23 protein-coding genes and 1 riboswitch are annotated in these 22042 nt (G+C 72.4%); of the genes, 2 read left to right on the forward strand and 21 right to left on the reverse strand.

Annotated elements, in window-relative coordinates:
• Nucleotides 1-28 precede the first annotated feature (28 nt).
• The 9 genes from argG to infC form a co-directional block, all read right to left on the reverse strand.
• Nucleotides 29-1462, reverse strand: coding sequence for an argininosuccinate synthase (gene argG / locus KAG51_RS10905; protein ID WP_290583547.1), 1434 nt, complete (start codon nt 1460-1462; stop codon nt 29-31).
• 155 nt (nt 1463-1617) lie between these two features.
• Nucleotides 1618-4134, reverse strand: a complete 2517-nt coding sequence (gene pheT / locus KAG51_RS10910) for a phenylalanine--tRNA ligase subunit beta (RefSeq protein WP_290583549.1) — start codon at nt 4132-4134, stop codon at nt 1618-1620.
• Nucleotides 4131-5264, reverse strand: coding sequence for a phenylalanine--tRNA ligase subunit alpha (pheS, locus tag KAG51_RS10915; protein WP_290583551.1), 1134 nt, complete (start codon nt 5262-5264; stop codon nt 4131-4133). Before pheS ends, pheT begins: the two co-directional genes overlap by 4 nt.
• A gap of 43 nt (nt 5265-5307) precedes the next feature.
• Nucleotides 5308-6354, reverse strand: a complete 1047-nt coding sequence (locus tag KAG51_RS10920) for an ATP-binding protein (RefSeq protein ID WP_290583553.1) — start codon at nt 6352-6354, stop codon at nt 5308-5310.
• Nucleotides 6355-6380: 26 nt separating this feature from the next.
• Nucleotides 6381-7091, reverse strand: coding sequence for a 3-keto-5-aminohexanoate cleavage protein (locus tag KAG51_RS10925; RefSeq protein ID WP_290583555.1), 711 nt, complete (start codon nt 7089-7091; stop codon nt 6381-6383).
• A complete protein-coding gene (locus tag KAG51_RS10930; RefSeq protein WP_290583557.1) occupies nt 7088-7927 on the reverse strand; it encodes an RNA methyltransferase in 840 nt (279 codons plus the stop codon). Before KAG51_RS10930 ends, KAG51_RS10925 begins: the two co-directional genes overlap by 4 nt.
• A 22-nt stretch (nt 7928-7949) precedes the next feature.
• Nucleotides 7950-8342 carry a 50S ribosomal protein L20 gene (gene rplT, locus KAG51_RS10935; protein WP_290583559.1) on the reverse strand — a complete coding sequence of 131 codons (393 nt, stop codon included), beginning with the start codon at nt 8340-8342 and terminating at the stop codon, nt 7950-7952.
• A 44-nt stretch (nt 8343-8386) separates the two neighbouring features.
• Nucleotides 8387-8581: a 50S ribosomal protein L35 gene (gene rpmI, locus KAG51_RS10940; RefSeq protein ID WP_290583561.1), complete on the reverse strand. Its 195-nt coding sequence runs from the start codon at nt 8579-8581 to the stop codon at nt 8387-8389.
• Complete coding sequence (infC, locus tag KAG51_RS10945) at nt 8582-9271, reverse strand: translation initiation factor IF-3 (protein WP_290583616.1); 690 nt, start codon at nt 9269-9271, stop codon at nt 8582-8584.
• Nucleotides 9272-9557: 286 nt separating this feature from the next.
• On the opposite strand from infC, the gene KAG51_RS10950 reads away from it, so the two are divergent.
• A complete protein-coding gene (locus KAG51_RS10950; protein WP_290583563.1) occupies nt 9558-10547 on the forward strand; it encodes a GNAT family N-acetyltransferase in 990 nt (329 codons plus the stop codon).
• A 225-nt stretch (nt 10548-10772) separates the two neighbouring features.
• On the opposite strand, the gene KAG51_RS10955 is transcribed toward KAG51_RS10950, so the two are convergent.
• The 11 genes from KAG51_RS10955 to fmt all read right to left on the reverse strand — a co-directional run bounded on the left by KAG51_RS10955 (nt 10773) and on the right by fmt (nt 19575).
• Complete coding sequence (locus tag KAG51_RS10955; protein WP_290583565.1) at nt 10773-11258, reverse strand: SseB family protein; 486 nt, start codon at nt 11256-11258, stop codon at nt 10773-10775.
• Nucleotides 11255-11653 carry a PH domain-containing protein gene (locus KAG51_RS10960; protein WP_290583567.1) on the reverse strand — a complete coding sequence of 133 codons (399 nt, stop codon included), beginning with the start codon at nt 11651-11653 and terminating at the stop codon, nt 11255-11257. The genes KAG51_RS10955 and KAG51_RS10960 overlap by 4 nt, the downstream gene beginning before the upstream one ends.
• Before the next feature lies 1 nt (nt 11654).
• On the reverse strand, nt 11655-12500 hold the full coding sequence (gene hisG / locus KAG51_RS10965; RefSeq protein WP_290583569.1) for an ATP phosphoribosyltransferase: 846 nt from the start codon (nt 12498-12500) through the stop codon (nt 11655-11657).
• Between the two features lie 53 nt (nt 12501-12553).
• On the reverse strand, nt 12554-12817 hold the full coding sequence (locus tag KAG51_RS10970; RefSeq protein WP_290583571.1) for a phosphoribosyl-ATP diphosphatase: 264 nt from the start codon (nt 12815-12817) through the stop codon (nt 12554-12556).
• Between the two features lie 12 nt (nt 12818-12829).
• Nucleotides 12830-13312, reverse strand: a complete 483-nt coding sequence (gene ribH / locus KAG51_RS10975; protein ID WP_290583573.1) for a 6,7-dimethyl-8-ribityllumazine synthase — start codon at nt 13310-13312, stop codon at nt 12830-12832.
• On the reverse strand, nt 13309-14574 hold the full coding sequence (locus tag KAG51_RS10980) for a bifunctional 3,4-dihydroxy-2-butanone-4-phosphate synthase/GTP cyclohydrolase II (RefSeq protein WP_290583575.1): 1266 nt from the start codon (nt 14572-14574) through the stop codon (nt 13309-13311). The genes ribH and KAG51_RS10980 overlap by 4 nt, the downstream gene beginning before the upstream one ends.
• A complete protein-coding gene (locus KAG51_RS10985; protein WP_290583577.1) occupies nt 14571-15212 on the reverse strand; it encodes a riboflavin synthase in 642 nt (213 codons plus the stop codon). The genes KAG51_RS10980 and KAG51_RS10985 overlap by 4 nt, the downstream gene beginning before the upstream one ends.
• On the reverse strand, nt 15212-16243 hold the full coding sequence (gene ribD / locus KAG51_RS10990; RefSeq protein WP_363316166.1) for a bifunctional diaminohydroxyphosphoribosylaminopyrimidine deaminase/5-amino-6-(5-phosphoribosylamino)uracil reductase RibD: 1032 nt from the start codon (nt 16241-16243) through the stop codon (nt 15212-15214). The genes KAG51_RS10985 and ribD overlap by 1 nt, the downstream gene beginning before the upstream one ends.
• A 121-nt stretch (nt 16244-16364) precedes the next feature.
• A riboswitch (FMN riboswitch) is annotated at nt 16365-16491 on the reverse strand.
• A 77-nt stretch (nt 16492-16568) separates the two neighbouring features.
• A complete protein-coding gene (gene rpe, locus KAG51_RS10995) occupies nt 16569-17234 on the reverse strand; it encodes a ribulose-phosphate 3-epimerase (RefSeq protein ID WP_290583581.1) in 666 nt (221 codons plus the stop codon).
• Between the two features lie 42 nt (nt 17235-17276).
• Nucleotides 17277-18548, reverse strand: coding sequence for a transcription antitermination factor NusB (locus tag KAG51_RS11000; RefSeq protein WP_290583583.1), 1272 nt, complete (start codon nt 18546-18548; stop codon nt 17277-17279).
• Nucleotides 18549-18654: 106 nt separating this feature from the next.
• The gene (gene fmt, locus KAG51_RS11005) at nt 18655-19575 is read right to left on the reverse strand and encodes a methionyl-tRNA formyltransferase (RefSeq protein ID WP_290583585.1); all 921 of its coding nucleotides are present in this window, start codon (nt 19573-19575) and stop codon (nt 18655-18657) included.
• 74 nt (nt 19576-19649) lie between these two features.
• Here fmt and KAG51_RS11010 point away from each other — a divergent pair, with 74 nt between their 5' ends.
• A complete protein-coding gene (locus KAG51_RS11010; RefSeq protein WP_290583587.1) occupies nt 19650-19931 on the forward strand; it encodes a DUF4287 domain-containing protein in 282 nt (93 codons plus the stop codon).
• A 2-nt stretch (nt 19932-19933) separates the two neighbouring features.
• On the opposite strand, the gene KAG51_RS11015 is transcribed toward KAG51_RS11010, so the two are convergent.
• Complete coding sequence (locus tag KAG51_RS11015) at nt 19934-21946, reverse strand: primosome assembly protein PriA (RefSeq protein WP_290583589.1); 2013 nt, start codon at nt 21944-21946, stop codon at nt 19934-19936.
• Between the last annotated feature and the right edge of the window lie 96 nt (nt 21947-22042).

Below are 22042 nucleotides of genomic sequence, written 5' to 3' on the forward strand. Positions count from 1 at the left end.
CTTGCAGAAGTGGCGGGCGGTGGTGGACTCAGTCGGTGCCGAGCTCCATGGCGGCCGCGTCGAGCGCGACCTCCTCGTCGCCGCTGGCGGCCGGGTTGGCCTCGATGCGGACGGCACCGCCGGCCGGCAGGTCGCCGAACAACGTGCCGTTCTCGACCAGCACCTGACCCTGGTCGAGCGGCTGCGCGGCGTACATCTCGAGCTTGGTCCGCGAGTCGGCGATGTCCAGGTTGCGCATCGTGAGCTGACCGATGCGGTCGTGGGGTCCGAAGACCGCGTTGTCGGTGCGCTCCATCGAGAGCTTGTCGGGGTGGTACGAGAAGTTCTCGCCCTGCGTGTCGAGGATCGAGTAGTCCTCGCCCCGCCGCAGGCGCAACGTCACGCTTCCGGTCACGAGCGAGGCGATCCAGCGCTCGACCGACTCGCGCAGCATCATGGCCTGCGGGTCGAGCCACCGGCCCTCGTACATGAGCCGGCCCAGACGACGACCGTGCTGGTGGAAGTTCGCGATCGTGTCCTCGTTGTGGATCGCGTTGACGAGGCGCTCGTAGGCGATGTGCAGCAGCGCCATCGCCGGCGCCTCGTAGATGCCCCGGCTCTTGGCCTCGATGATCCGGTTCTCGATCTGGTCGGACATGCCGAGCCCGTGGCGTCCGCCGATCGTGTTGGCCGCGTGGACGAGCGCGACGGCGTCGCCGCCGAAGGTGTCGCCATCGATCGCGACGGGCCGGCCGGCCTCGAAGGTGATCGTGACGTCCTCGGTGTCGATGTCGACCGAGGGGTCCCAGAACTTGACGCCCATGATCGGCTCGACGGTCTCGAGCGAGACGTCGAGGTGCTCCAAGGTCTTGGCCTCGTGCGTGGCGCCCCAGATGTTCGCGTCGGTCGAGTAGGCCTTCTCCTGGCTGTCGCGGTACGGCAGGCCCCGCTCGGTGAGCCACTGGCTCATCTCGGTGCGGCCGCCGAGCTCGCTGACGAAGTCGGCGTCGAGCCAGGGCTTGTAGATGCGCAGCTCGGGGTTGGCCAGCAGGCCGTAGCGGTAGAACCGCTCGATGTCGTTGCCCTTGAAGGTCGAGCCGTCGCCCCAGATGTCGACGCCGTCCTCGTGCATGGCCCGCACGAGCAGCGTGCCGGTGACCGCGCGACCGAGCGGCGTCGTGTTGAAGTAGGTCCGGCCGCCCGACCGGATGTGGAACGCACCGCAGGCGAGCGCGGCGAGCCCCTCGTCGACCAACGGCTCCTTGATGTCGATGGCCCGGGCCAGCTCGGCGCCGTACTGCATCGCACGACCGGGGATGCCGGAGATGTCCGGCTCGTCGTACTGACCGATGTCGGCCGTGTAGGTGCAGGGGACGGCGCCCTTCTCGCGCATCCAGGCCACCGCCACCGAGGTGTCGAGGCCGCCGGAGAACGCGATGCCGACCCGCTCACCGGCGGGCAGGGAAGTCAGTACCTTGGACATGACTCATATTCTTGCACACCTCTACAAATTCTTGCAGCCCGGGGTCGAGGTGCCGCTCGCGAGCGAGTTTGTTGGTGTCGTCGAGAGACTTTGTTGGTGGACGGGAGCCAACAAAGTCTCTCCTGACCCCCAACAAAGTCTCTCGCGAGCGGCAATTACCGCAAGGTGGCGGAGAACTCGGTCTCGGCCGCGCGGACCGCGGCATCGCGCGCCGCCTTGATGTCGGCGTCGGTCAGCGTGCGGTCGGGAGCGCGCAGGCGCAGGGAGAACGCCAGGGAGCGTCGCCCCTGGGGCACCTGGTCACCGGTGTAGACGTCGAACAGGCGCACCGACTCCACCAGGTCGCTCGCCGCCGCCAGCGCGGACCGCACGGACTCGGCCGGCACCGCCTCGTCGACGACGAACGCGAGGTCCTCCTTGGCCACCGGGAACGTCGAGAACGACGGCTTCGGGCCGATCGGAGGTGCGGCAGCCAGCATCAGGTCGAGGTCGATCTCGCCGACGCCGACCCGCCCGGGGAGCCCGTGCTCGGCGGCCACGGCCGGGTGCAGCTCACCGGCGTGACCGACCACGGTGCCGTCGGCGAGCACCAGCTCGGCACACCGGCCCGGGTGGTACGGCGCGACCTGCGCGGCGCGTGCCGCGACCTCGACGTGCAGCACCTGGGCGACGCGGCGCAGCACCGCGACCGCGTCCGACCAGGCTGCCGGCCGGCCTGGGCCGTCCCAGCCCGTGCGTTCGCGCTCCCCCACGAGCACCAGGCCGACGTGGTGCGGCTGGTACGGCAGGGCCGCGTCGAGCGCGGCGAGCTGTTCGGCGGTGGGCCGTGCATCGACACCGTAGATCGGTGCGGCGACCTCGTCCGCGGCGGGCAGGAAGACGCGGCCGACCTCGCTGATCTGGACGACGTCGTGGCCCCGGCCGACGTTGAGTGACGCGGCGCGCAGCAGACCCACGAGCAGCGTCGTGGTCAGGCCGGGCTCCTCGCGCGAGAGCGGGTTGGCCAGCAGGACCTGGCGCCGACGCTCGTCGGTGGGCGCGAGCCCGAGCCGGTCGAGGTGCGCCGGGCCGACGAACGGCAGGGTCGTCACCTCGGTCAGGCCCGCGCCGGCGAGCACGTGCCCGACGCGGCGGCGCAGCTCCTGCTCGCGGGAGAGCCCGCGCCCCCCGGTGGGGGTCGGCAGCACCGACGGCACGTTCTCGTAGCCGGCCGACCGCAGCGCCTCCTCGACGAAGTCGTAGGGGTCGTTGAGGTCGAACCGCCACGTGGGCGGGCTCACGACGAACGTGGCCCCGTCGCGCTCGACGACGCAGCCGTTGCGCTCGAGCACGTCCTGCGTGAGCTCGGGCGTGATGTCGACGCCCGAGATCCGCGCGGGCAGGTCGACGGCGAACGTGACCGGAGCCGGTGCCCGGACCGTGCCGACGTGCGTGACGCCCGGCTCGAGCCGGCCGCCCGCGAGCTCCACGAGCAGCTCGGCGACGCGGGCTGCACCCGCGAGGGTCAGCGCCGGGTCGACCCCCCGTTCGTAGCGCTTGGCGGCCTCCGACGGCAGCTTGTGCCGGCGTTCTCCGCGGAAGATCGTGGTGGGGTCCCAGTGGGCCGCCTCGACGACGACGTCGGTCGTGTCCGGACCGATCTCCGTGCTCGCGCCGCCCATGACCCCGGCCAGGCCGATCACGCCCGAGTCGTCAGCGATCACGAGGTCCTCGGGGGTCAGGGTGCGCACGACGTCGTCGAGCGTCGTGATCTGCTCCCCCGCCTCGGCGCGGCGCACGACGAGGTCGCCGCTGACCTTGGCGCGGTCGTAGCAGTGGTTGGGCTGGCCCAGCTCGAGCATGACGTAGTTGCTGATGTCGACCGTCAGCGAGATCGAGCGCATCCCGGCCTGTGTGAGCCGCCGCGCCAGCCAGTCCGGCGTGGGCCGGGTGGGATCGATGCCCGTGACGACGACGGTCGAGAAGACCGGGCAGCCCTCGGGGTCCTCGACGCGCACGGGGTACCCGCCGTCGCCCGTGGGCAGCGTCACGGCCTCGGCCGGATCGGCGAACGGCAGGTCGAAGGCCAGTGCGGTGTCACGAGCGACACCGCGCAGGCTCAGGGCGTACGCCCGGTCGGGATTGACCTCCAGGTCGAGCGTCTGGTCGCCCAGGCCGAGCAGCACGATCGCGTCGTCGCCGGGCGCGGCCGACCCGGCCGGGAGCACCAGGATGCCGGCGGCCGAGCTCGCGTCGTCGGGCAGACCCAGCTCCGTCGTCGAGCAGATCATGCCGTCCGAGACGTGCCCGTAGGTCTTGCGCGAGCCGATCTCGAAGTCCAAGGCAGCCAGGTAGGTGCCCGGCAGCGCCACCACGACGAGGTCGCCCACGGCGAAGTTGTGCGCGCCGCAGACGATGCCGCGGCTCGCGACGTCGTCGCCGGGTGCGTCAGGCACCGAGTCGACGTTCTGAGCGCCGACGTCGACGCGGCACCAGTTGATCGTCTTGCCGTTCTTCTGCTGCTCCGGCGAGATCGCCAGGACGCGTCCGACGGTCAACGGACCGGACACCCCGCCGCCGATGATCTCCTCGAGCTTGAGGTCGTACATCGTCAGTCGGTCGGCCAGCTGGGCCGTCGTGACCTCGGCCGGCAGCTCCACGAGGCTCTTCAGCCACTCGACAGGTACCTTCACAGTCCCACTCCGAACGGCTCGGTGAAGCGGACGTCGCCGTCCCAGAGGTCACGCAGGTCGGCGATGTCGTACCGGCTCGTGACGGTGCGGTCCAGGCCCATGCCGAACGCGAAGCCCGAGTAGCGCTCCGGGTCGACCCCGCACGCGACCAGGACCCGCGGGTTCACGACACCGCAGCCGCCCCACTCGATCCATCCCTCGCCCCCACAGGTGCGGCAGGACGCGACGGCCGAGGGCTCGTTGTGGCACACGTAGCAGAGCAGGTCGACCTCGGCGCTGGGCTCGGTGAACGGGAAGTACGACGGACGGAAGCGCGTCGTCATGGTGTCGCCGTAGATCGCGCGGGCGAAGTGGTCGAGCGTGCCCTTGAGGTGAGCCATCGAGAGACCCTCGTCGATCGCGAGGCCCTCGACCTGGTGGAACACCGGCATGTGCGTGGCGTCGGCCTCGTCGGTGCGGTAGACCCGCCCGGGGCACACGACGTAGATCGGCGGCGTGCGCGTCAGCATCGAGCGGGCCTGCACCGGCGACGTGTGGGTGCGCAGCACCTTGCCGGAGTCCTGGGCCCCCGGCCCGTCTGCCGCGGCGCCGGACGAGGCGACCCAGAACGTGTCCTGCATCGTGCGGGCCGGATGGTCCGGTCCGAGGTTCATCGCATCGAAGTTGAGCCACTCGGCCTCGACCTCCGGCCCCTCGGCGACCTCCCACCCCATCGCGACGAAGACGTCGGCGACGAGCTCCTGGATCGTGGTGATGGGGTGGCGCGCACCCACGACCTCGCGATCGGTCGGCAGGGTCACGTCGACGGTCTCGGCGAGCAGGCGCGCGGCCGACTCGACCGCCTCCAGCTCCTCGGTGCGGGTCGCGAGGGCCTGGGCCACCTCGCCGCGCGCCTGACCGATCCGCTGGCCGGCCTCCTTGCGCGCCTGGGGTGGCAGCGCACCGATCTCGCGGTTGGCCAGCGCCAGGGGCGACCGGTCGCCCGTGTGGTCGATCCGGACCTGCTTGAGCTCGGCCAGGGTCGTGGCCGCGGTCACGGCCTGGAGCGCCTCGCTCGTCACCCGGGCGATCTCGTCAGGGTGGAGCGGCGTGACCTCGACAGGGTCGTAGTCGGAGTTGGGTGCGGACACAGGACCCAAGTCTAGTGGCGCGCTGCGGGTGCCCTCGCGCGGCTCAGTCGCTCAGGGCGTCAGGCTCGTTGACCGGCAGCCAGACGTCGATCCTCGCACCGCCGCCCGGAGCATCGCCGATCGTGACCAGACCGCCGTGCTGGGTCACGATGCCGCCCACGATGTACATGCCGAGGCCGCTGCCCGCACCCGGGCCCGCCTTCCAGAACCGGCTGAACACCCGCTGGCGCAGCTCCTCGGGAATGCCCGGCCCGCGGTCGACGAGTCGGATCCGCACGCCCGGCTCCCCGTCCTGCGGCGCGGACGCGACCTCGACCCGCCGCAGCCCGTGACCGTGGCGCATCGCGTTCTCCACGAGATTCGTCAGGACCTGCACGAGGCGGTCGGCGTCGCCCCAGACCAGGTCGACCTCGGCGAGGTCGGACTCCCACGAGGGTTCGCTCCCCGCGGCCGAGACGCTGCGGAGCACCCGGTCGACGAGCTGGTCCACGCGCACGGGCCCCCGCTTCAGGGTGAGCCGGCCGGAGTCGATGCGGGCCGCGTCGAGCAGCTCGGTGATGAGCCGGGTGAGCCGGTCGGCGTCGGCATCGACCGTCTCCAGCATGAACTGCCGCTGCTCGTCGGTGAACCGGTCCCACTTGCTCAGCAGGGTCGCGGTGAACCCCTTGATACCCGTCAACGGCGAGCGCAGCTCGTGGGCGACCGTGGCGACGAGGTCGGACCGCTCCCGGTCGCGCTGGTTGCGCGCCCGCGCGCTGCGGATGCCGACGACGACCTGACGCACGGTGCCGCCCGGCCGGTCGCGCCGCAGCGAGGCCGTGATCAGGTACTCCGATCCCCGGGGCGAGTACCACGACTGCTCGGAGATCGCGGTACGCGTGTTGAGCCCGTCGTACGGGCGCATGCACTCCATCCACGTGTGGCCGTTGAGGTCGTCGAACGGAAGCGCGTCGGCGAGCGACATGCCGATCATCTCGTCACCCGCGGCCCGGGCCAGCTTGCGGACCCGGTCGTTGACGTAGACGACGCGCTGGTCCGGACCTGCGACGATCAAGCCGTCGGGGAAGTCCGCGAAGTCGTCGTGGCCCACGTCCGGCAATCTAGTGCCTCGCCTGCTCAGCGCCCGCCGAGGCGCCCGAGTGCGAGGGACACGAGGTCAGCGTTGCCCCCGACCTCGGCCCCGTCGGGACCTTCCAGGACGTCCTCCAGGCCGATGCGCGTGGCGACCCCGGCACGCCCGGCGAGGTCGACCATCTCCCAGGCCGAACGCCCCTCACCGTGCAGGAGGACGGGGCGGCCGGTCGGTCGGACCATCGCGAGCATCCGCTCGGCGACCTCGACCTGGTCGCCCACGTCGGGCAGCTCAACGAGCACCAGGTCGGTGGCCTCGACCCACGCGGAATCGAGCCACTCCTCGGCGTCGCGCTCGCTCCACAGACCGATGTTGATCGCGACACCGCGCTCCTGCAGGGCCGCGCAGACCGCTTCGGCCGCGGCCTCGTGCCAGTTGACCGAGGCGTGGTCGGGGAGGACCTCCCACCCGGCCACCGCGGCCGTGGCCCCCGTCGGGCCGCTCCAGGCCCAGGCGCCCGTCGTGACGCCGACCCGGACGTCGACGACCTCGCGCACCGCCGTGACCCAGGCACCCACGTGCTCGGCCGCGACGCTGTCGCGGCCATCGGCAGTGCGCGGGTGCACGTGCAGGTCCGTGGCGCCTGCGGCGACCGCCGCCAGCGCCTCGCGGGCGCACGCCTGCGGAGTCAGGGGCACCGACGGGTGCTCGTCGAGGCCGCGCGACCCGTTCAGGCAGCACTGGATCGCGCTCATCGGGCCGGCTCCGCTGACGAGGGACGCGAGGACGCCGCCGCGGATCGCTGGCGCTGGGTGCTCGCGTACAGGCACACCGCAGCCGCCGTGGCGAGGTTGAGGCTCTCGGCCCGGCCGTAGATCGGGATCGACACCACCGCGTCGGCCAGGGCACGGCGCTCCGGTGGCAGACCCCATGCCTCGTTGCCGAGCAGCCAGGCGGTGGGGACGGCGAGATCGAGGTCCGGGTCGAACAGGTCGAGGTCCCCGCCGCCGTCGGCTGCGAGCACCTGGAGGCCGGCGGCACGCACCGCGCCGAGCGCGGCGGTGACGTCGCGTTCGACCACGACCGGGAGGTGGAAGAGGCTGCCGACCGTGGCCCGCACGACCTTCGGACCCACTGGGTCGACGCAGTCACCGGCCAGCAGGACCGCGTCGGCGCCGACGGCGTCGGCACAGCGGATGACGGCGCCGGCATTGCCGGGATCACGCACGTCGGCGCACACGACGACGAGCCGCGCCCCCGCCAGGTCGACGTCTCCAAGCCGCCCGACGATCGACCGGCACCGGGCGACCATGCCCTGGGGCGCGACGGCGTCGGCGATCTCGGCGACGACCTCCGGTGCGACGACCTGCCAGTCGGGCGAGGCCGCCGCGATCTCGGCGTAGCGCTCGGTGGCCTCCGCCGTGGCGAAGACCTCCAGGACGACGCCGGCGTGGACGGCTTCGCGCACCGCCTGCGGGCCTTCGGCGAGGAACTCCCCCGTCTTGTCCCGGAACGCACGCGTGGCGAGCCGCCGAGCGTGCCTGACCCGTCCGCTGCGGGCGGTCAGGTCATGCTGCTCGGGGCTCGCCACGAGGTGTTGGTGAGCGGTCGCGTCAGGCGACCGCGTCGTCCTTCGGCGCGTTGACGTCGGCCGGCAGGCTGTCCTTGGCCAGCTGCACGAGCGCGCTGAACGCGGCCGGGTCGTTGACGGCGAGGTCAGCGAGGTTCTTGCGGTCGACCTCGAGGTTCGCGGCCTTGAGACCCTGGATGAACCGGTTGTAGGTCAGGCCCTCGGCGCGGGTGGCCGCGTTGATGCGCTGGATCCACAGACGACGGAAGTCGCCCTTGCGCGCCTTGCGGTCGCGGTAGTTGTAGACGAGCGAGTGGGTGACCTGCTCCTTGGCCTTGCGGTACAGGCGCGAACGCTGACCGCGGTAGCCGGAAGCGCGCTCGAGGGTCTCGCGACGCTTCTTCTGTGCGTTGACAGAGCGCTTGACGCGTGCCATCTGGATCTCCTAAAGAAAAACGGGGGTGGTGGGGCGAGCGCTGGTCAGAGACCGAGCATCTTCTTGACGCGCTGGGTGTCGGCCTTGGCCACGTCGGTCGTGCCGGCGAGGCGGCGCGTGCGGGTCGAGGACTTGTACTCCAAGAGGTGGCGGCGGTTGGTCTGCTCGCGACGGAGCTTGCCCTTGCCGGTGATCTTGACGCGCTTCTTCATTCCCGAGTGGGGCTTGAACTTGGGCACTTATGCCTCCATGTCTGGGTCGAGGTTCTCGGAACGACGACGGGGCTTCTTGGGGGTGGCGGTCTCGTGGGCCGCCTCGCGGTGCGCCTTCTCGGCGGCCTCCTCGGCCTCCTTCTGCGCGGTCCGCTCGGCCGTGACCTTGGCCTTCTCGGCCTTGACCTCGGCCTGGGCCTCGGACTTCTTCTTCAGGGGACCGAGCACCATCGTCATGTTGCGGCCGTCCTGGCGCGCATTGCTCTCGATGAAGCCGAGGTCCTCGACGTCGGCGGCGAGCCGCTGGAGCAGGCGGTAGCCCAGCTCCGGTCGGTGCTGCTCACGACCGCGGAACATGATCGTGATCTTGACCTTGTCGCCCGCCTTGAGGAACCGCACGACGTGACCCTTCTTGGTGTCGTAGTCGTGCGCGTCGATCTTGGGGCGGAGCTTCATCTCCTTGATGATGGTGTTCGTCTGGTTGCGCCGTGACTCGCGAGCCTTCTGCGCTGCCTCGTACTTGAACTTGCCGTAGTCCATGAGGCGGCACACGGGCGGACGCGCGGTGGGCGCGACCTCGACGAGGTCGAGGTCGCTCTCGGCGGCCAGTCGCAGGGCATCCTCGATACGAACGATGCCCACCTGCTCCCCGCCGGGTCCGACGAGACGGACCTCGGGAACGCGGATGCGGTCGTTGACGCGCAGCTCGGTGGTGATGGATCCTCCTGGGGGTCGTGGTGAGGGCCCACGAAAAAAAGGCCCCCGTCTGAAACGGAGGCCACCAGGGGACGCGCGACGCCACCGCCGCAGCGGTGCACGACACAGGTCGTGTGCCGGACGAGTCCGGCGGTACCCCAGGACCGTGAGCCCTGCAGGTGGGAGATGGCCTCCACTTCAGTGCACCATCCTAGCAGCGCCCGCGCCTCCCGCAAGAACCGGTCATCTCACCTGGCCGAAACACGCGTGGCGTCGATCCGCAACACGCGCGACGCAGAATCGGTCCATGCCCTGGCGCGTGCGGACCACCCTCGACGACCGACCCGGGATCCTGGCCGAGATCGCCCAGGCCTGCGGTCGGGCCGGGCTGAACATCGTCTCGATGCAGGTGTTCGGCGTCGCCGACCGCGTGACCGACGAGTTCGTGGTCGACGGGCCGCTCGACGAGCTCGCGGTGGCGGGGGTCTTCACCGAGGCCGGCGGCACGGACGTCGCGGTGACCCGCATCGACGACGGTGCCGTCGTCGACGCGCCCACGCGCTACCTCGAGGCGGTGCACCAGGTGCTCGAGGAGGGGCGCGACGTCGAGGACGTGCTCCGCGAGCTGCTGGCGACCGAGCCGCCTGACGTCGCGGACTACGCCGGGCACGACGTGCTCGACCTGGTGCGGCGCGGCGGCACGACGTTGCGCATCAGCCGGGCCGTGCCGTTCACCCCCGCCGAGCGGTCGCGCGCCCAGGCGCTGCTGTCCCTGGTCAGCGACGCCGGTGCCGACCTCCCACTCATCGCACCGTCGACGACCCGACCGATCCCGCTGGTGCGCGAGGCGACGCTCGCCGACATCGACGCGGTCGCCGCGCTCCACAGCCGGTGCAGCGTCGAGACGTTGTACGCCCGCTACCAGACTCCCCTGCGGATGCCGATGACGACGCGGCTCGCGCGTCGACTCGTCGTGCCCGACCAGGGGCTCGCCCTCGTCGCCCAGGCCGGGCTCGACGTCGTGGGCCATGCGGTCCTCGAGCCCGGCGCCGATCCGCAGGCTCCGCGCTGGACGGCTCAGGTGCTCGTCGAGGACGCCTGGCAGCACCGCGGCATCGGCACGATGCTGGTCCGCCAGTGCGCCGGGACGGTGCGCGACCGCGGCGGGGAGGCCGTGACGTTCCTGTCGGCGGGCTCGAACGACGCCCTGCTGCGCTCGGTGGGCAGCGCCGGCTTCGTGGCCCGCGTCGAACGTCACGACGACGTCGTGCACATCTCGGTGCCGCTGCGCCGCTGAGCAGGCGACCTCCTGGATCCGCGTCACGTCATCAGACGGCGGTCGGTCGGATCGGAAGAACGGCCACGGACCCGGCGGCGGGGTGGACTGAATCTGAGGGGTTGCGGGCGTCCCGGCACCCTCAGCCCCTCAGACCTTCGTACGGCAGGACGCAGACTGAGGGATCACAGTCGCCACAGCGACCACAAACCCTCGGATTCCGTCCGCCCGGCACCGCGCGGGAGCTCAGTCGCCCGGGCGGACCCAGGCCGTGCCGGTGGCGGTGCGGGCGAGCGTGTCGCCGGCCGCGAGGTGACCGAGGTCGTCGGTCTCGACGACCTGCCAGTGCGGCTGACCGAGGTCCAGGACGATCGCCGAGGCCGACTCCGCCAGCGCCGACTGCGCCGCGGCCTGGCCGTGCACCGGCACCGGCCGCGCCTGGGGGTTCCACGCCTCGAGCGCGGCGACGCTCGTGAACGCCAGGAGCGCCTGCCGGCCGTCAGCGCCGGTCATCAGGACAGCGGCCATGTCGGCGTTCTTGTCGCCTCCGTTCGCCGCCCGCTCCCCCAGCACCGCGACGATCGGCACGAACACGCGCGCCTCACCGAGCACGGCGAGGACGCCGTCGCGATCCCCCAGGACCGGCGCCAGCGCAGGATCGACCTGGCCGTCGTCGCCCGGGAAGGCCGGCTCGGCCAGGCTCCGCTCGTGCTGCGGCGGCTCGGTCGTCATGCGGCCCAGGCCCGCAGCTGACGCACGACGTCGCGCCCGTCGCCGTCGGTGCGCTGGAGCGCGAACAGCATGACGCGTTCGTCGTCGGTCGTGACGAGCGTGGCCCACGGGGCGCCGGACTTCATCGAGATGCCCTCGACCTGGTCCCAGGTGAACCGGTGGCGCCGGTAGCCGTTGAGGATCTCGATCGCCGAGGCGTCGGCCCGCACGTAGCTGCGCCCCACCCCGTGCAGCAGCGCGAGGACCGCGACGAGCAGCAGGATCATCGTGACCCGCTCGGTGTTCGAGAAGTACACGTAGTCGGGCAGCGCGCGGGCGATCGCCACGATGCTGACGATCATCAGCACCATGACGCCGTAGGCGACGATGCGGGGGCCCTGGGGTCGGATCGTCATGTCAGATCCTGCAGGCCAGGATGTCGGTCACGAGGATCCCGCGCGCCTCGAGGGCGTACAGGTCGTCCATGATCCGCTGGGCCCGGTCGCGCGGCACCATCGAGCGGACCGCGCACCACCCCTCGCGGTGCAGGGGCGAGACCGTGGGCGACTCGATGCCGGGGGTGAGCCGCACGGCCGCCTCGACCTGCTCGGCCCGGATGTCGTAGTCCATCATGACGTAGCTGCGCGCGACCAGGACGCTGTCGAGACGGCGCTTGAAGACGTCGAAGCCGGCCGGCTCCTCGGCGCCAGCGCGACGGGCCAGGACCGCCTCGGACGTCAGGATCGGGTCGCCGAAGACCTGAAGACCGGCCTGACGCAGGGTCGTGCCGGTCTCGACGACGTCGGCGATCGCGTCGGCCACGCCGAGACGGATCGAGGACTCGACGGCACCGTCGAGCCGCACGACGGACGCCTCGATGCCGCGCTCGGCCAGGTGCGCCTGCACGATGCCGCGGTAGGACGTCGCGATCCGGCGACCGGCGAGCTCCTCGACCGAGGAGATCCCCCCCTCGGGGGCGGCGAACCGGAATGTGGAGCCGGCGAAGCCGAGCGCCATGACCTCGTCGGCCTGGGCCCCGGAGTCGAGCAGCAGGTCGCGGCCCGTCACCCCGACGTCGAGCGTGCCCTCGCCGACGTAGATCGCGATGTCACGGGGACGCAGGTAGAAGAACTCGACGTCGTTGTCGGCATCGACGCACACGAGGTCCTTGGTGTTGCGGCGCTGCCGGTAGCCCGCCTCGGCGAGCATGAGGGCAGCGGCCTCGGCGAGCGATCCCTTGTTGGGGACGGCGACCTTCAGCATGGGTGAACTCTTTTCGGTGGGAGCGCGCACGGGTGCAGGAGGGGGGCTGCCCCTCACAGATGCGCGTACACGTCGTCCAGCGAGATGCCCTTGGCGATCATCATGACCTGCGCGTGGTAGAGCAGCTGGCTGATCTCCTCGGCGGCCCGGGCGGCGTCCTCGTGCTCGGCTGCCATCCACGACTCGGCGGCCTCCTCGACGAGCTTCTTGCCGATCGTGTGCACACCGGCATCGAGCTCGGCGACGGTGCGCGAGCCCTCGGGTCGGGTCGCGGCCTTGTCACTCAGCTCGGCGAACAGCGCGTCGAAGGTCTTCATGGCGTCCTCAGTCTAGGGGGCGGCCGACCCGAGCACGCGCAGCACCTGCCACGCTCCCAGCGCGGCCTCGGCGGCCTCGCGGCCCTTGTCCTCGCGACTGCCGGGCAGACCGGCGCGATCGAGCGCCTGCTGGTCGTCGTCGCACGTGAGCAGACCGAAGCCGATCGGCACACCGGTGTCGAGCGCGACCCGGGTCAGGCCGTCGGTCGCGGCCGTCGAGACGAACTCGAAGTGAGGCGTGCCGCCGCGGATGATGACGCCCAGGGCCACGACCGCGTCGAATCCCGCGACCGCGGCCCCCTGGCACACGAGCGGCAGCTCGAAGGAGCCGGGCACGCGGATCAGCTCGATCTCGGAGACGCCGGACTCGGCGAGCGCGACCTGGGCTCCCGCGATCAGGCCGTCCATGACCTCGGTGTGCCACAGCGACGCGACGATCGCGACGCGGGCGCCGCTGCCGTCGACCGCCAGCTCGGGTGCTCCGTGCCCGCTCATCGCTGGGCCTCCTCGGTCGGGGCGACGGGGAGCGGCAGGTCGTGACCCATGCGCTCCGCCTTGGTCGTGAGGTAGCGCAGATTGTGCTCGGTCGGGGCGATGTGCACCGGGATGCGCTCGGAGACCGTGACGCCGTAGCGCTCCAGCGCCGCCGACTTCTCCGGGTTGTTCGTGAGCAGGCGCACCGACTCGATGCCGAGGTCACGCAGGATCTGCGCGGCGGCGGCGTAGTCCCGCTCGTCCTCACCGAAGCCGAGCTCGAGGTTGGCGTCGACCGTGTCGCGGCCTCGCTCCTGCAGCTCGTAGGCCTGCAGCTTGTGGAGCAGGCCGATGCCCCGACCCTCGTGCCCGCGCAGGTAGACCACGACGCCCGCACCCTCGTCGGTCAGGGCCGCGAACGAGGCCTGGAGCTGGGGACCGCAGTCGCAGCGCTGGGACCCGAACACGTCGCCCGTCAGGCACTCGCTGTGGACCCGCACGAGCACGTCTCGGTGCGGACCGCCCCGCGTCAGGTCACCGTGGATCAGCGCAATGTGCTCCGCGGCGTCGATGCGATCGCGGTACCCGAGGGCGGTGAACGTGCCGAACTCGGTCGGCAGGTTGGCCGTCGCGAGCCGTTCGACCTGCTGCTCGTGGCGGCGCAGGTGGATCTGCAGGTCCTCGATCGAGACCAGCGCGAGACCGTGCTCGTCGGCAAACGCCCGCAGCTCCGGCAGACGCTTGAGCGTGCCGTCGTCGTTCATGACCTCCCCGATGACGCCGGCCGGCGTCAGACCGGCGAGGCGCGACAGGTCGACCGCAGCCTCGGTGTGCCCCGGACGCTCCAGCACGCCGCCCGCCTTGGCGCGCAGCGGCACGATGTGGCCGGGCTGGGTGATCTCGAACGGCTCGGTCGCCGAGTCGGCCAGCACGCGGCACGTGCGGGCCCGGTCGGAGGCCGAGATGCCGGTCGTGACGCCGTCGCGGGCGTCGATCGAGACCGTGTAGGCCGTGCGGAGGCGATCGCGGTTGTGCGGCGTCATGAGCGGGATCGCGAGCCGGTCGAGGATCTCGCCCGTGATGGGAGCGCAGACCAGGCCGCTGGAGTAGCGCACCAGGAAGGCCATGAGCTCCGGCGTCGCCTTGCTCGCGGCGAAGATGATGTCGCCCTCGTTCTCGCGGTTCTCGTCGTCGACGACCACGACGGCCCGGCCCTGCCGGATGTCGTCGATCGCCCGCTCGATCGGGTCCAGCACGACGCGCTCGGTCGTGGTCTGACTCATGACTGCCGTCCTTCACTTCGGTGCGCGAGCATCCGCTCGACGTACTTGGCCAGCACGTCGACCTCGAGGTTGACGAGGTCGCCGGGCTGGAGGGCGCCGAGCGTGGTGTCGGCGAGGGTCGTGGGGATCAAGGACACCGAGAACCACGTGGTGTCCGGTGCGTGGCCGTCGACGATCTCGACGACGGTCAAGGACACGCCCTGGACCGTGATCGAGCCCTTCTCGACGAGGTAGCGCGCCAGGGCGTCCGGCACGGAGAAGCGCAGGATCTCCCACACGGGTTCGGTGCCGGGCTCGCTGGGGGTCCGGTCGAGCAGCCGGCCCGTGCCGTCGACGTGGCCCTGCACGAGGTGGCCGCCCAGGCGGTCACCGGCGGCCATCGCGCGCTCCAGGTTGACGGTCGACCCGACCGCGAGCGTCCCGAGCGACGTGCGCGCCAGCGACTCGGCCATGACGTCGGCCGAGAACGTGTCGGCCGTGGGGTCGACGACGGTCAGGCAGCAGCCGTTGACGGCGATCGAGTCGCCGTGGCCGGCGTCGCTCGTGACGACGGCGTCGCGCACGGTGAGTCGCACCGCGTCACCCTGCTGCTCGATCGCGGTGACGGTGCCGATCGACTCGACAAGTCCGGTGAACATCAGACGTAGGTCTCCCTCGGTGCCTGGCCCGGCGTGCCCACGATGCGGATGTCCGGGCCGATCATCCGCAGGTCGTCGATCTGGAGGGGCCGCAGGTCGGCCAGGGTGGCCGCCTCGCCCTCGAGCGCCGCGCGTCCGGACCCGAGCATCGACGGCGCGATGTAGCCGATCACGCGGTCGATCAGCCCCGCCTTCCAGAAGGCGCCCGCAAGGCGCGGTCCGCCCTCGAGCCAGACGTGCTTGACGTGCTTCTCAGTGAGCCGCGCGAGGACCTCCTCGGGCTCGCGCGAGGGCACCAGGAGTGTCGGCGCGACGCGGTCGAAGACGCGGTAGTAGGTCGGGATCGTCGACTCCCCCACGACGACCCGCAGCGGCTGCAGCTCGAAGGGCAGGGGAAGGTCGTCGGCGTCGCGCACCGTGAGGCGCGGGTCGTCGGCCAGCACGGCGCCGGTGCCCGCCACGATCGCGTCGCACTCGGACCGGAAGCGCTGCACGTCCCGTCGTGCCTCGGGCCCCGTGATCCACTTGCTCGAGCCGTCGGGCGCCGCGCTGAGGCCGTCCAGGGTCGCCGCGTACTTCCAGGTCACGAAGGGCCGGCCATGAGTCACGGCGAACCGCCAGGCGCGGTTGCGGGGCTCGGCCTCCTCGGCCAGGACGCCGGTCTCGACCTCGAGGCCGGCGGCTCGCAGGACGGCGGCGCCGCCCCCGGCCTCCGGGTGCGGATCGGTCTCGGCGATCACGACGCGCGCGACGCCGGCCTGGATCAGCGCCTCGGTGCACGGCCCCGTGGCACCCACGTGCCGGCAGGGCTCGAGCGTCACGACCGCCGTGCCCCCTCGCGCCCGGTCGCCCGCGGCCGCAAGGGCCTCGACCTCCGCGTGGGCGCCCTGGCGCACCGTGGCCCCGACGCCGACCTGCGCGCCGTTCGCGTCGAGCACGACGCAGCCGACGGTCGGGTTCGGCAGACAGCTGCCGCGCTCGCGGGCCGCGTCGATCGCGCGGCGCATGGCTGTCTCGATCCGGGCCTGCAGCTCGATCTCGCTCGCCATGGGTACCTCCGGTCGGGCCCACGACCCGGAGCGAGGAAGGCGTGGGGCCGAGCCGTCCCGCGCGGGACCGCTCGTCGTCCGACCGCGACCGGTGGGCGACGACCCACGACTCTTCCCTTCCGGACTTTCACCGTCGGTCCCGGAGTTCCACCAGGTCAACCGTGTCCAGGTGGACACGGGTCGCGGACTGTCACCGCCGGCTCGGAATTGCACCGACCCCAGAGTCTGTGAGCGATTTCTCGTTCAGGACCGATAGTACGCGGACGCGAATCGGCCTGACGCACGACCCACGCCTGGGCGCTCGCCGTCAGTGTGCGCAGGCCGCCACGGCGGACGCGCGCAGCGACTCGACCATCTGCTCGGGATCCTCGGCCCCGAACACCGCCGAGCCCGCCACGAAGACGTCGGCGCCCGCCTCGGCGCACCGCTCGATCGTGTCGAGCGAGACCCCACCGTCGACCTGGAGCCACACGTCGCCGCCGCTGGCCGCGATGAGCTCGCGCGCCCGCCGGATCTTGGGCAGGCACAGGTCGAGGAACTTCTGGCCCCCGAATCCGGGCTCGACCGTCATGACCAGCACCATGTCGAGCTCGGGCAGGAGCTCGGCGTACGGCTCGATCGGCGTGGCCGGCTTGAGCGCCATCGAGGCGCGAGCGCCCTGCGCCCGGATCTCCCGCGCCAGACGTACCGGCGCCGCGGCTGCCTCGACGTGGAAGGTGATGCTGCCGGCCCCCGCCTCGGCGTAGGCCGGCGCCCAGCGATCGGGGTCGGCGATCATCAGGTGCGCGTCGATCGGCTGCGGCGCGGCCTTGCCGAGCGCCTCGATCACGGGAAGGCCGAGCGTCAGGTTCGGGACGAAGTGGTTGTCCATGACGTCCATGTGCAACCAGTCGGCGTTGGGGATGCGGGCCGCCTCGTCGGCGAGGTGCGCGAAGTCGGCGTTGAGCAGGCTCGGCGTGATCTGGATGCCCATGGCGGGCAGCCTAGCGGCGGCCGGACCAGGCTCCTGACGTGGTCACCGCTTGCGCAGCAGGGCGACGAACATCGCGTCGGTGCCGTCGCGGTGGGGCCACCACCGCTCGACCCGCTCCAGGACGGCCACGCCCCGACCGACCGACTCGATGACCTCGAGCGTCTCCGCCGGCGACGGGGAGCACGTCGCGTACGCCACGACCCCGCCAGGACGCACCAGCTCGACGCCGCGGCGCAGCAGGGCCTGCTGCAGCGGGGCGAGGGAGGCCAGGTCCTGTGGTGTCCGGCGCCAGCGCGCCTCGGGTCGACGCCGCAGTGCGCCGAGCCCCGTGCACGGCGCGTCGATCAGGATCCGGTCGAACGACTCGGGCTCCCAGGGCCCCTCGCGGCCGTCGTGACACGTGACCTCGACCTCAGGCAGGGCCCGCATCGCCTGACGCACGAGCTCGGCGCGGTGCGGCTGGACCTCGTTGGCCACGAGCCGGGCGCCTCGCTCGACCGCGAGGGCACCGAGCAGCGCGGCCTTGCCGCCCGGGCCTGCGCACAGGTCGAGCCAACGGTCGCGGGGAGGCTCGAGGGGCAGATCGACCAGCGCCTTGACGACGAGCTGCGAGCCCTCGTCCTGGACCGCGGCACGCCCCTCCCGCACCGCGGCGACGGCACCAGGGTCGCCGCCGTCGAGGACCACGGCCCACGGCGACAGCAGGCCCGGGGTGCCCGGGAGCTCGGCGACGGTCGCGAGCCGCGGCCGGGCCACCAGGGTCACCTTCGGCGCGACGTTGTCGGCCGCGAGGAGCTCCTCGAGCTCGTGCGAGGCATCGACGGCCAACAGGGATCGACGCAGCTCGCCCACGACCCACGCCGGGTGGGAGTAGCGGACGGCCAGGGCCTCGTCGCCCGTGAGCTCGGCCGTGACCAGGTCGATCCAGGCGGTGAGATCGCGCTCGGCGACCCGGCGCAGGATCGCGTTGACGAATCCCGCCGGCTTGTGGCCCATGACGCGCTTGACCAGCGCCACCGACGTCGACACGGCGGCGTGGTCGGGCACCCGCATCGCGAGCAGCTGGTGGCACCCCAGACGTAGGACGTCCCGCACGGCCGGGTCCAGGTCACGCTGGGCGAGGTGGCCGACGATCGCGTCGTACGTGCCCTGCCAGCGGATCGTGCCATGGGTCAGCTCGGTCGCGAAGGCGGCGTCACGCGTGTCGAGGTTCTGCTCGCCCATCAGGCGCGGCAGGAGCAGGTTGACGTAGGCGTCGTCCTCGCGCACCGCCGCGAGCACCGTGTACGCGACCCCGCGCGCGGCATCGCTCATACCGGCACCGCCTCTGAAAGGAACACGCTCGGCGGCACCGGCATGTTCACTCGCTGGGGGCACCGCCCTGCACGGAGCGCAGCGAAGTGCTTGGAGGAGCGCTCGCTCATGAGAAGAACTCCGGCGCACCCGTGAGTCCCCGGCCCCAGTCGGCGGCCGCCATGGGCTTCTTGCCGTGCGGCACCACGGTGCCCAGCACCACGTCGGTCGTGGCGGTGCCGACCCGGACCTCGCGCTTGCCGAACGCGACCTGCCCGGGCGCCAGGGACGACTCCTCGGCGATCGCGAGCGGCTCGATCTTGACGCGCAGGTCGCCGAGCTGGGTCCACGCACCCGGCGCGGGCGTGCAGCCTCGCACGTGCCGGTCGATCGCGAACGCCGGTCGGTTCCAGGCGATGCGGGCGTCCTCGGTCGTGAGCTTCGGGGCGAGGCTCACGAGCTCCTCGTCCTGGCGCTGCACGCCGATGTCGCCGTCCTCGATGTGGTCGAGCGCGTCGACGAGCAGCCGGGCCCCTTCGTCGGCGAGCCGTGCCAGGAGCGTGCCCGCGGTGTCGTCGGGCCTGATGAGCTCGGTGATGACGCCGAGCACCGGCCCTTCGTCGAGGCCTTCGGTGAGGCTGAAGACGCTGGCACCCGTGACCTCGTCGCCGGCCATGATCGAGCGCTGGACCGGCGCGGCTCCGCGCCAGGCCGGGAGCACCGAGAAGTGCAGGTTGACCCACCCGAGCTCGGGGACGTCCAGGGCCTCACGACGGATCAGCGCGCCGTACGCGACGATCGGACAGCAGTCGGGGCCGATCTCACGCAGTCGGGTCAGGAACTCCGGCTCCGAGGGGCTCGCCGGCTTGAGCACCTCGATACCGTGCTCGGCCGCGAGCTGGGCCACCGGCGAGGCGACGAGCGTGCGACCACGGCCGGCACGGGCGTCCGGACGGGTCACGACGGCGGCGACCTCGTGCCGGCTCGCGATCAGCGCACGCAGCGACGGCAGGGCGGTCTCGGGGGTACCGGCGAAGACGATTCTCATCGCGGCCGAGTCTAGGGACTCCCCCGGAGACACCCCACGTCGCTACGCTGACGACCGTCCGACGAAGGAGAGTCATGAGCTTCCAGGCCTACATCGACGCGATCGAGACCACGACCGGTCGGATCCCGCAGGAGCTCGTCGACGAGGCGCACGCCCGCGGATACGGTCCGGACACGAAGGCGGGCGAGATCGTCGCGTGGCTCGCCGACGAGTACTCGCTCGGTCGCGGTCACGCGATGGCGCTGGTGCACGTCGTGAAGAACGGCCCACAGATCTCCGACCAGCACGTGGGCAGCTCCGGCACGCACCGCGACGAGTCGAACGTGCTCCGTCTCGACGGTGTCGCGCAGCGCTGACGTCAGAAGGTCGGCGGGTCGACCTGCACCCGGACGGACGTCTGTTTGGCGGCACTGCGCTCGGCGGCGACCTCCCGGAGCGCTGCCGACAGTGCGGCGCCCTCGGCCCGCGGTGTGCGGAGCACCAGCCGCTCGATCTCCGGCGTACGAGGATCGGCCGGTACGGGCCCCAGCACCTCCGTGTGCGGGGTCCAGGGCCGACCTGCCAGGGTCGCCAGGACCTCCGGAGCGGCGTCGAGCGTGGCCAGGCGGCCGAACGGGGGCAGGTGGGTCTCGCGGCGCTGCGCCAGCTCCCGCCGGGCGAGACCGACCGGATCGGCCCGCACCAGCGCTTGCAGGCTGGCGGGTTCGCCGACCGCGATCGATCGGCCCCCGGGCGCTGCGAGGGCGAGAGCGTTGAACCAGCGTCGGTGCGCCTCCTCGACGACGCGGACGTCGTCGCGACCGAGCGCGAGCCAGGTGTCCATCAGCACGACGACGGCGTAGCCGCCCGCGACGCGCGGCTCGGCCCCGGGCGTGGCGAGCACGATGCGTCGACCCGGCTCGATCTCGCCCAGCACGGAATCTCCGCCCGACGTGACGACCTCGTGCTCGGGGAAGGCCCGCGCATACTCCTCGGCCGTGCGCAGCTGGCCCACGACGGGAGCCCGCAGACCGGCTGCACCGCAGTGCGGGCACGACCAGTCCGGGGCGGGCGTGGCGCACCACCGGCACACCAGCGTGGCCTTCGACGAGAGCTGCACCAGGGGCCCGGCGCACGACGCACACCGGGCCGGCTCACGGCAGCTCTGGCACGACAGGGCGGCCCGGTAGCCGCGCCGGGGCACCTGCACGAGCACGGCACCCTCGGCCTCGCGCACCGCCCGAAAGACCTCGGTCGGGAGCCGAGCCGGCGCCGAGCCGTGCGTCGACCCGTCGGTGACGGCGGGGCGCGCCCAGGCGGCCCGTCGCACGGCGTCGTCGACCGCCAGCTCCGCGCACCAGCCGGAGTCGACGAGCGCCTGCGCCTCGGCGCTGCGGGCGTGACCGGTCAGCAGCACGCCGGCGTCGCGCTCCAGCGCCCGGGTGAGCAGGACCTCGCGGGCATGCGGGTAGGGCGCCCGGGGCTCGGCGAAGAGGTCGTCGCCGTCGTCCCACATCGCGACGAGCCCGAGGTCGTCGACCGGGGCCCAGGCCGCGGCCCGCGTGCCGAGCACCACCCGGACGTCGCCACGGCGGGCCGCGAGGAACGCGCGGTAGCGGGCCGCGGGGCCCTGCCCGGCCGAGAGGACGACGTGCCGCCGGTGACCGAGGACGCCGGCGAACACGGCGTCCCAGCGGTCCAGGTCGGCGACGTCCGGGACGCAGACGACGGCGCCGCGGCCGGCGTGCAGGGTGGCGAGCACGGCGTGGGCGACGAGCTCGGCCGGGTCCTCGGTGGGCAGGACCGCGCGCACACCGCGGGCCGGGCGCCCGTCGCGCAGCGCGCCGAGGTAGGCCGCGCCGCTCGCGACCGACGGCCACGGGTCGGGATCGAGGGCGGGAAGCGGGTCGGCGGGGGCCTCGGGCCGCTCACGCACCTCCGTGCGAGCGTGCCGCGGCGGGATCGCCAGGCGCAGGACGTCCCCCGTGGTGCCGGCCCACCGGTCGACGACGGCTGCGGCCAGCCGGACGACCTCGGGCGCCAGCACCGGCTCGGGCGACACGACCTTGTTCAGGGGGGCGAGCGTGCCCTCGTGCTCGCTCGCGGCGACGCGGTCGAGCAGGAAGCCGTCGGTCTGGCGACCGGCGAACCGGACCTTGACCCGGCAGCCGGGCACGGCGGACTCGTGCAGCGCGGCCGGCACCAGGTAGTCGAAGGGACGGTCGAGGTGGGCCAGTCCCGTGTCGACCAGGACCCGGGCGACCGGCAGCCGCGGCGCGGGCTCCGGCGACGGACGGCGCGTGGCGGCAGGCGGCGTGGCGGCGGGCCTCGTGGCGACCTGGCGGGACGCCCCGGCGGCCACCCCGAGATCCAGCTGCCCGTCCTGCGTCACCCGGCAGTTCTACCAGCCGCGACCGACGGGCCGCCGTGGCTGGCGGTGGATCCTCCACCGAATGAGGCCTAGAAGGTGGCACAGTCACCGCCCGAC

Source organism: Aeromicrobium sp., from assembly GCF_023146395.1.
Taxonomy (GTDB): domain Bacteria; phylum Actinomycetota; class Actinomycetes; order Propionibacteriales; family Nocardioidaceae; genus Aeromicrobium.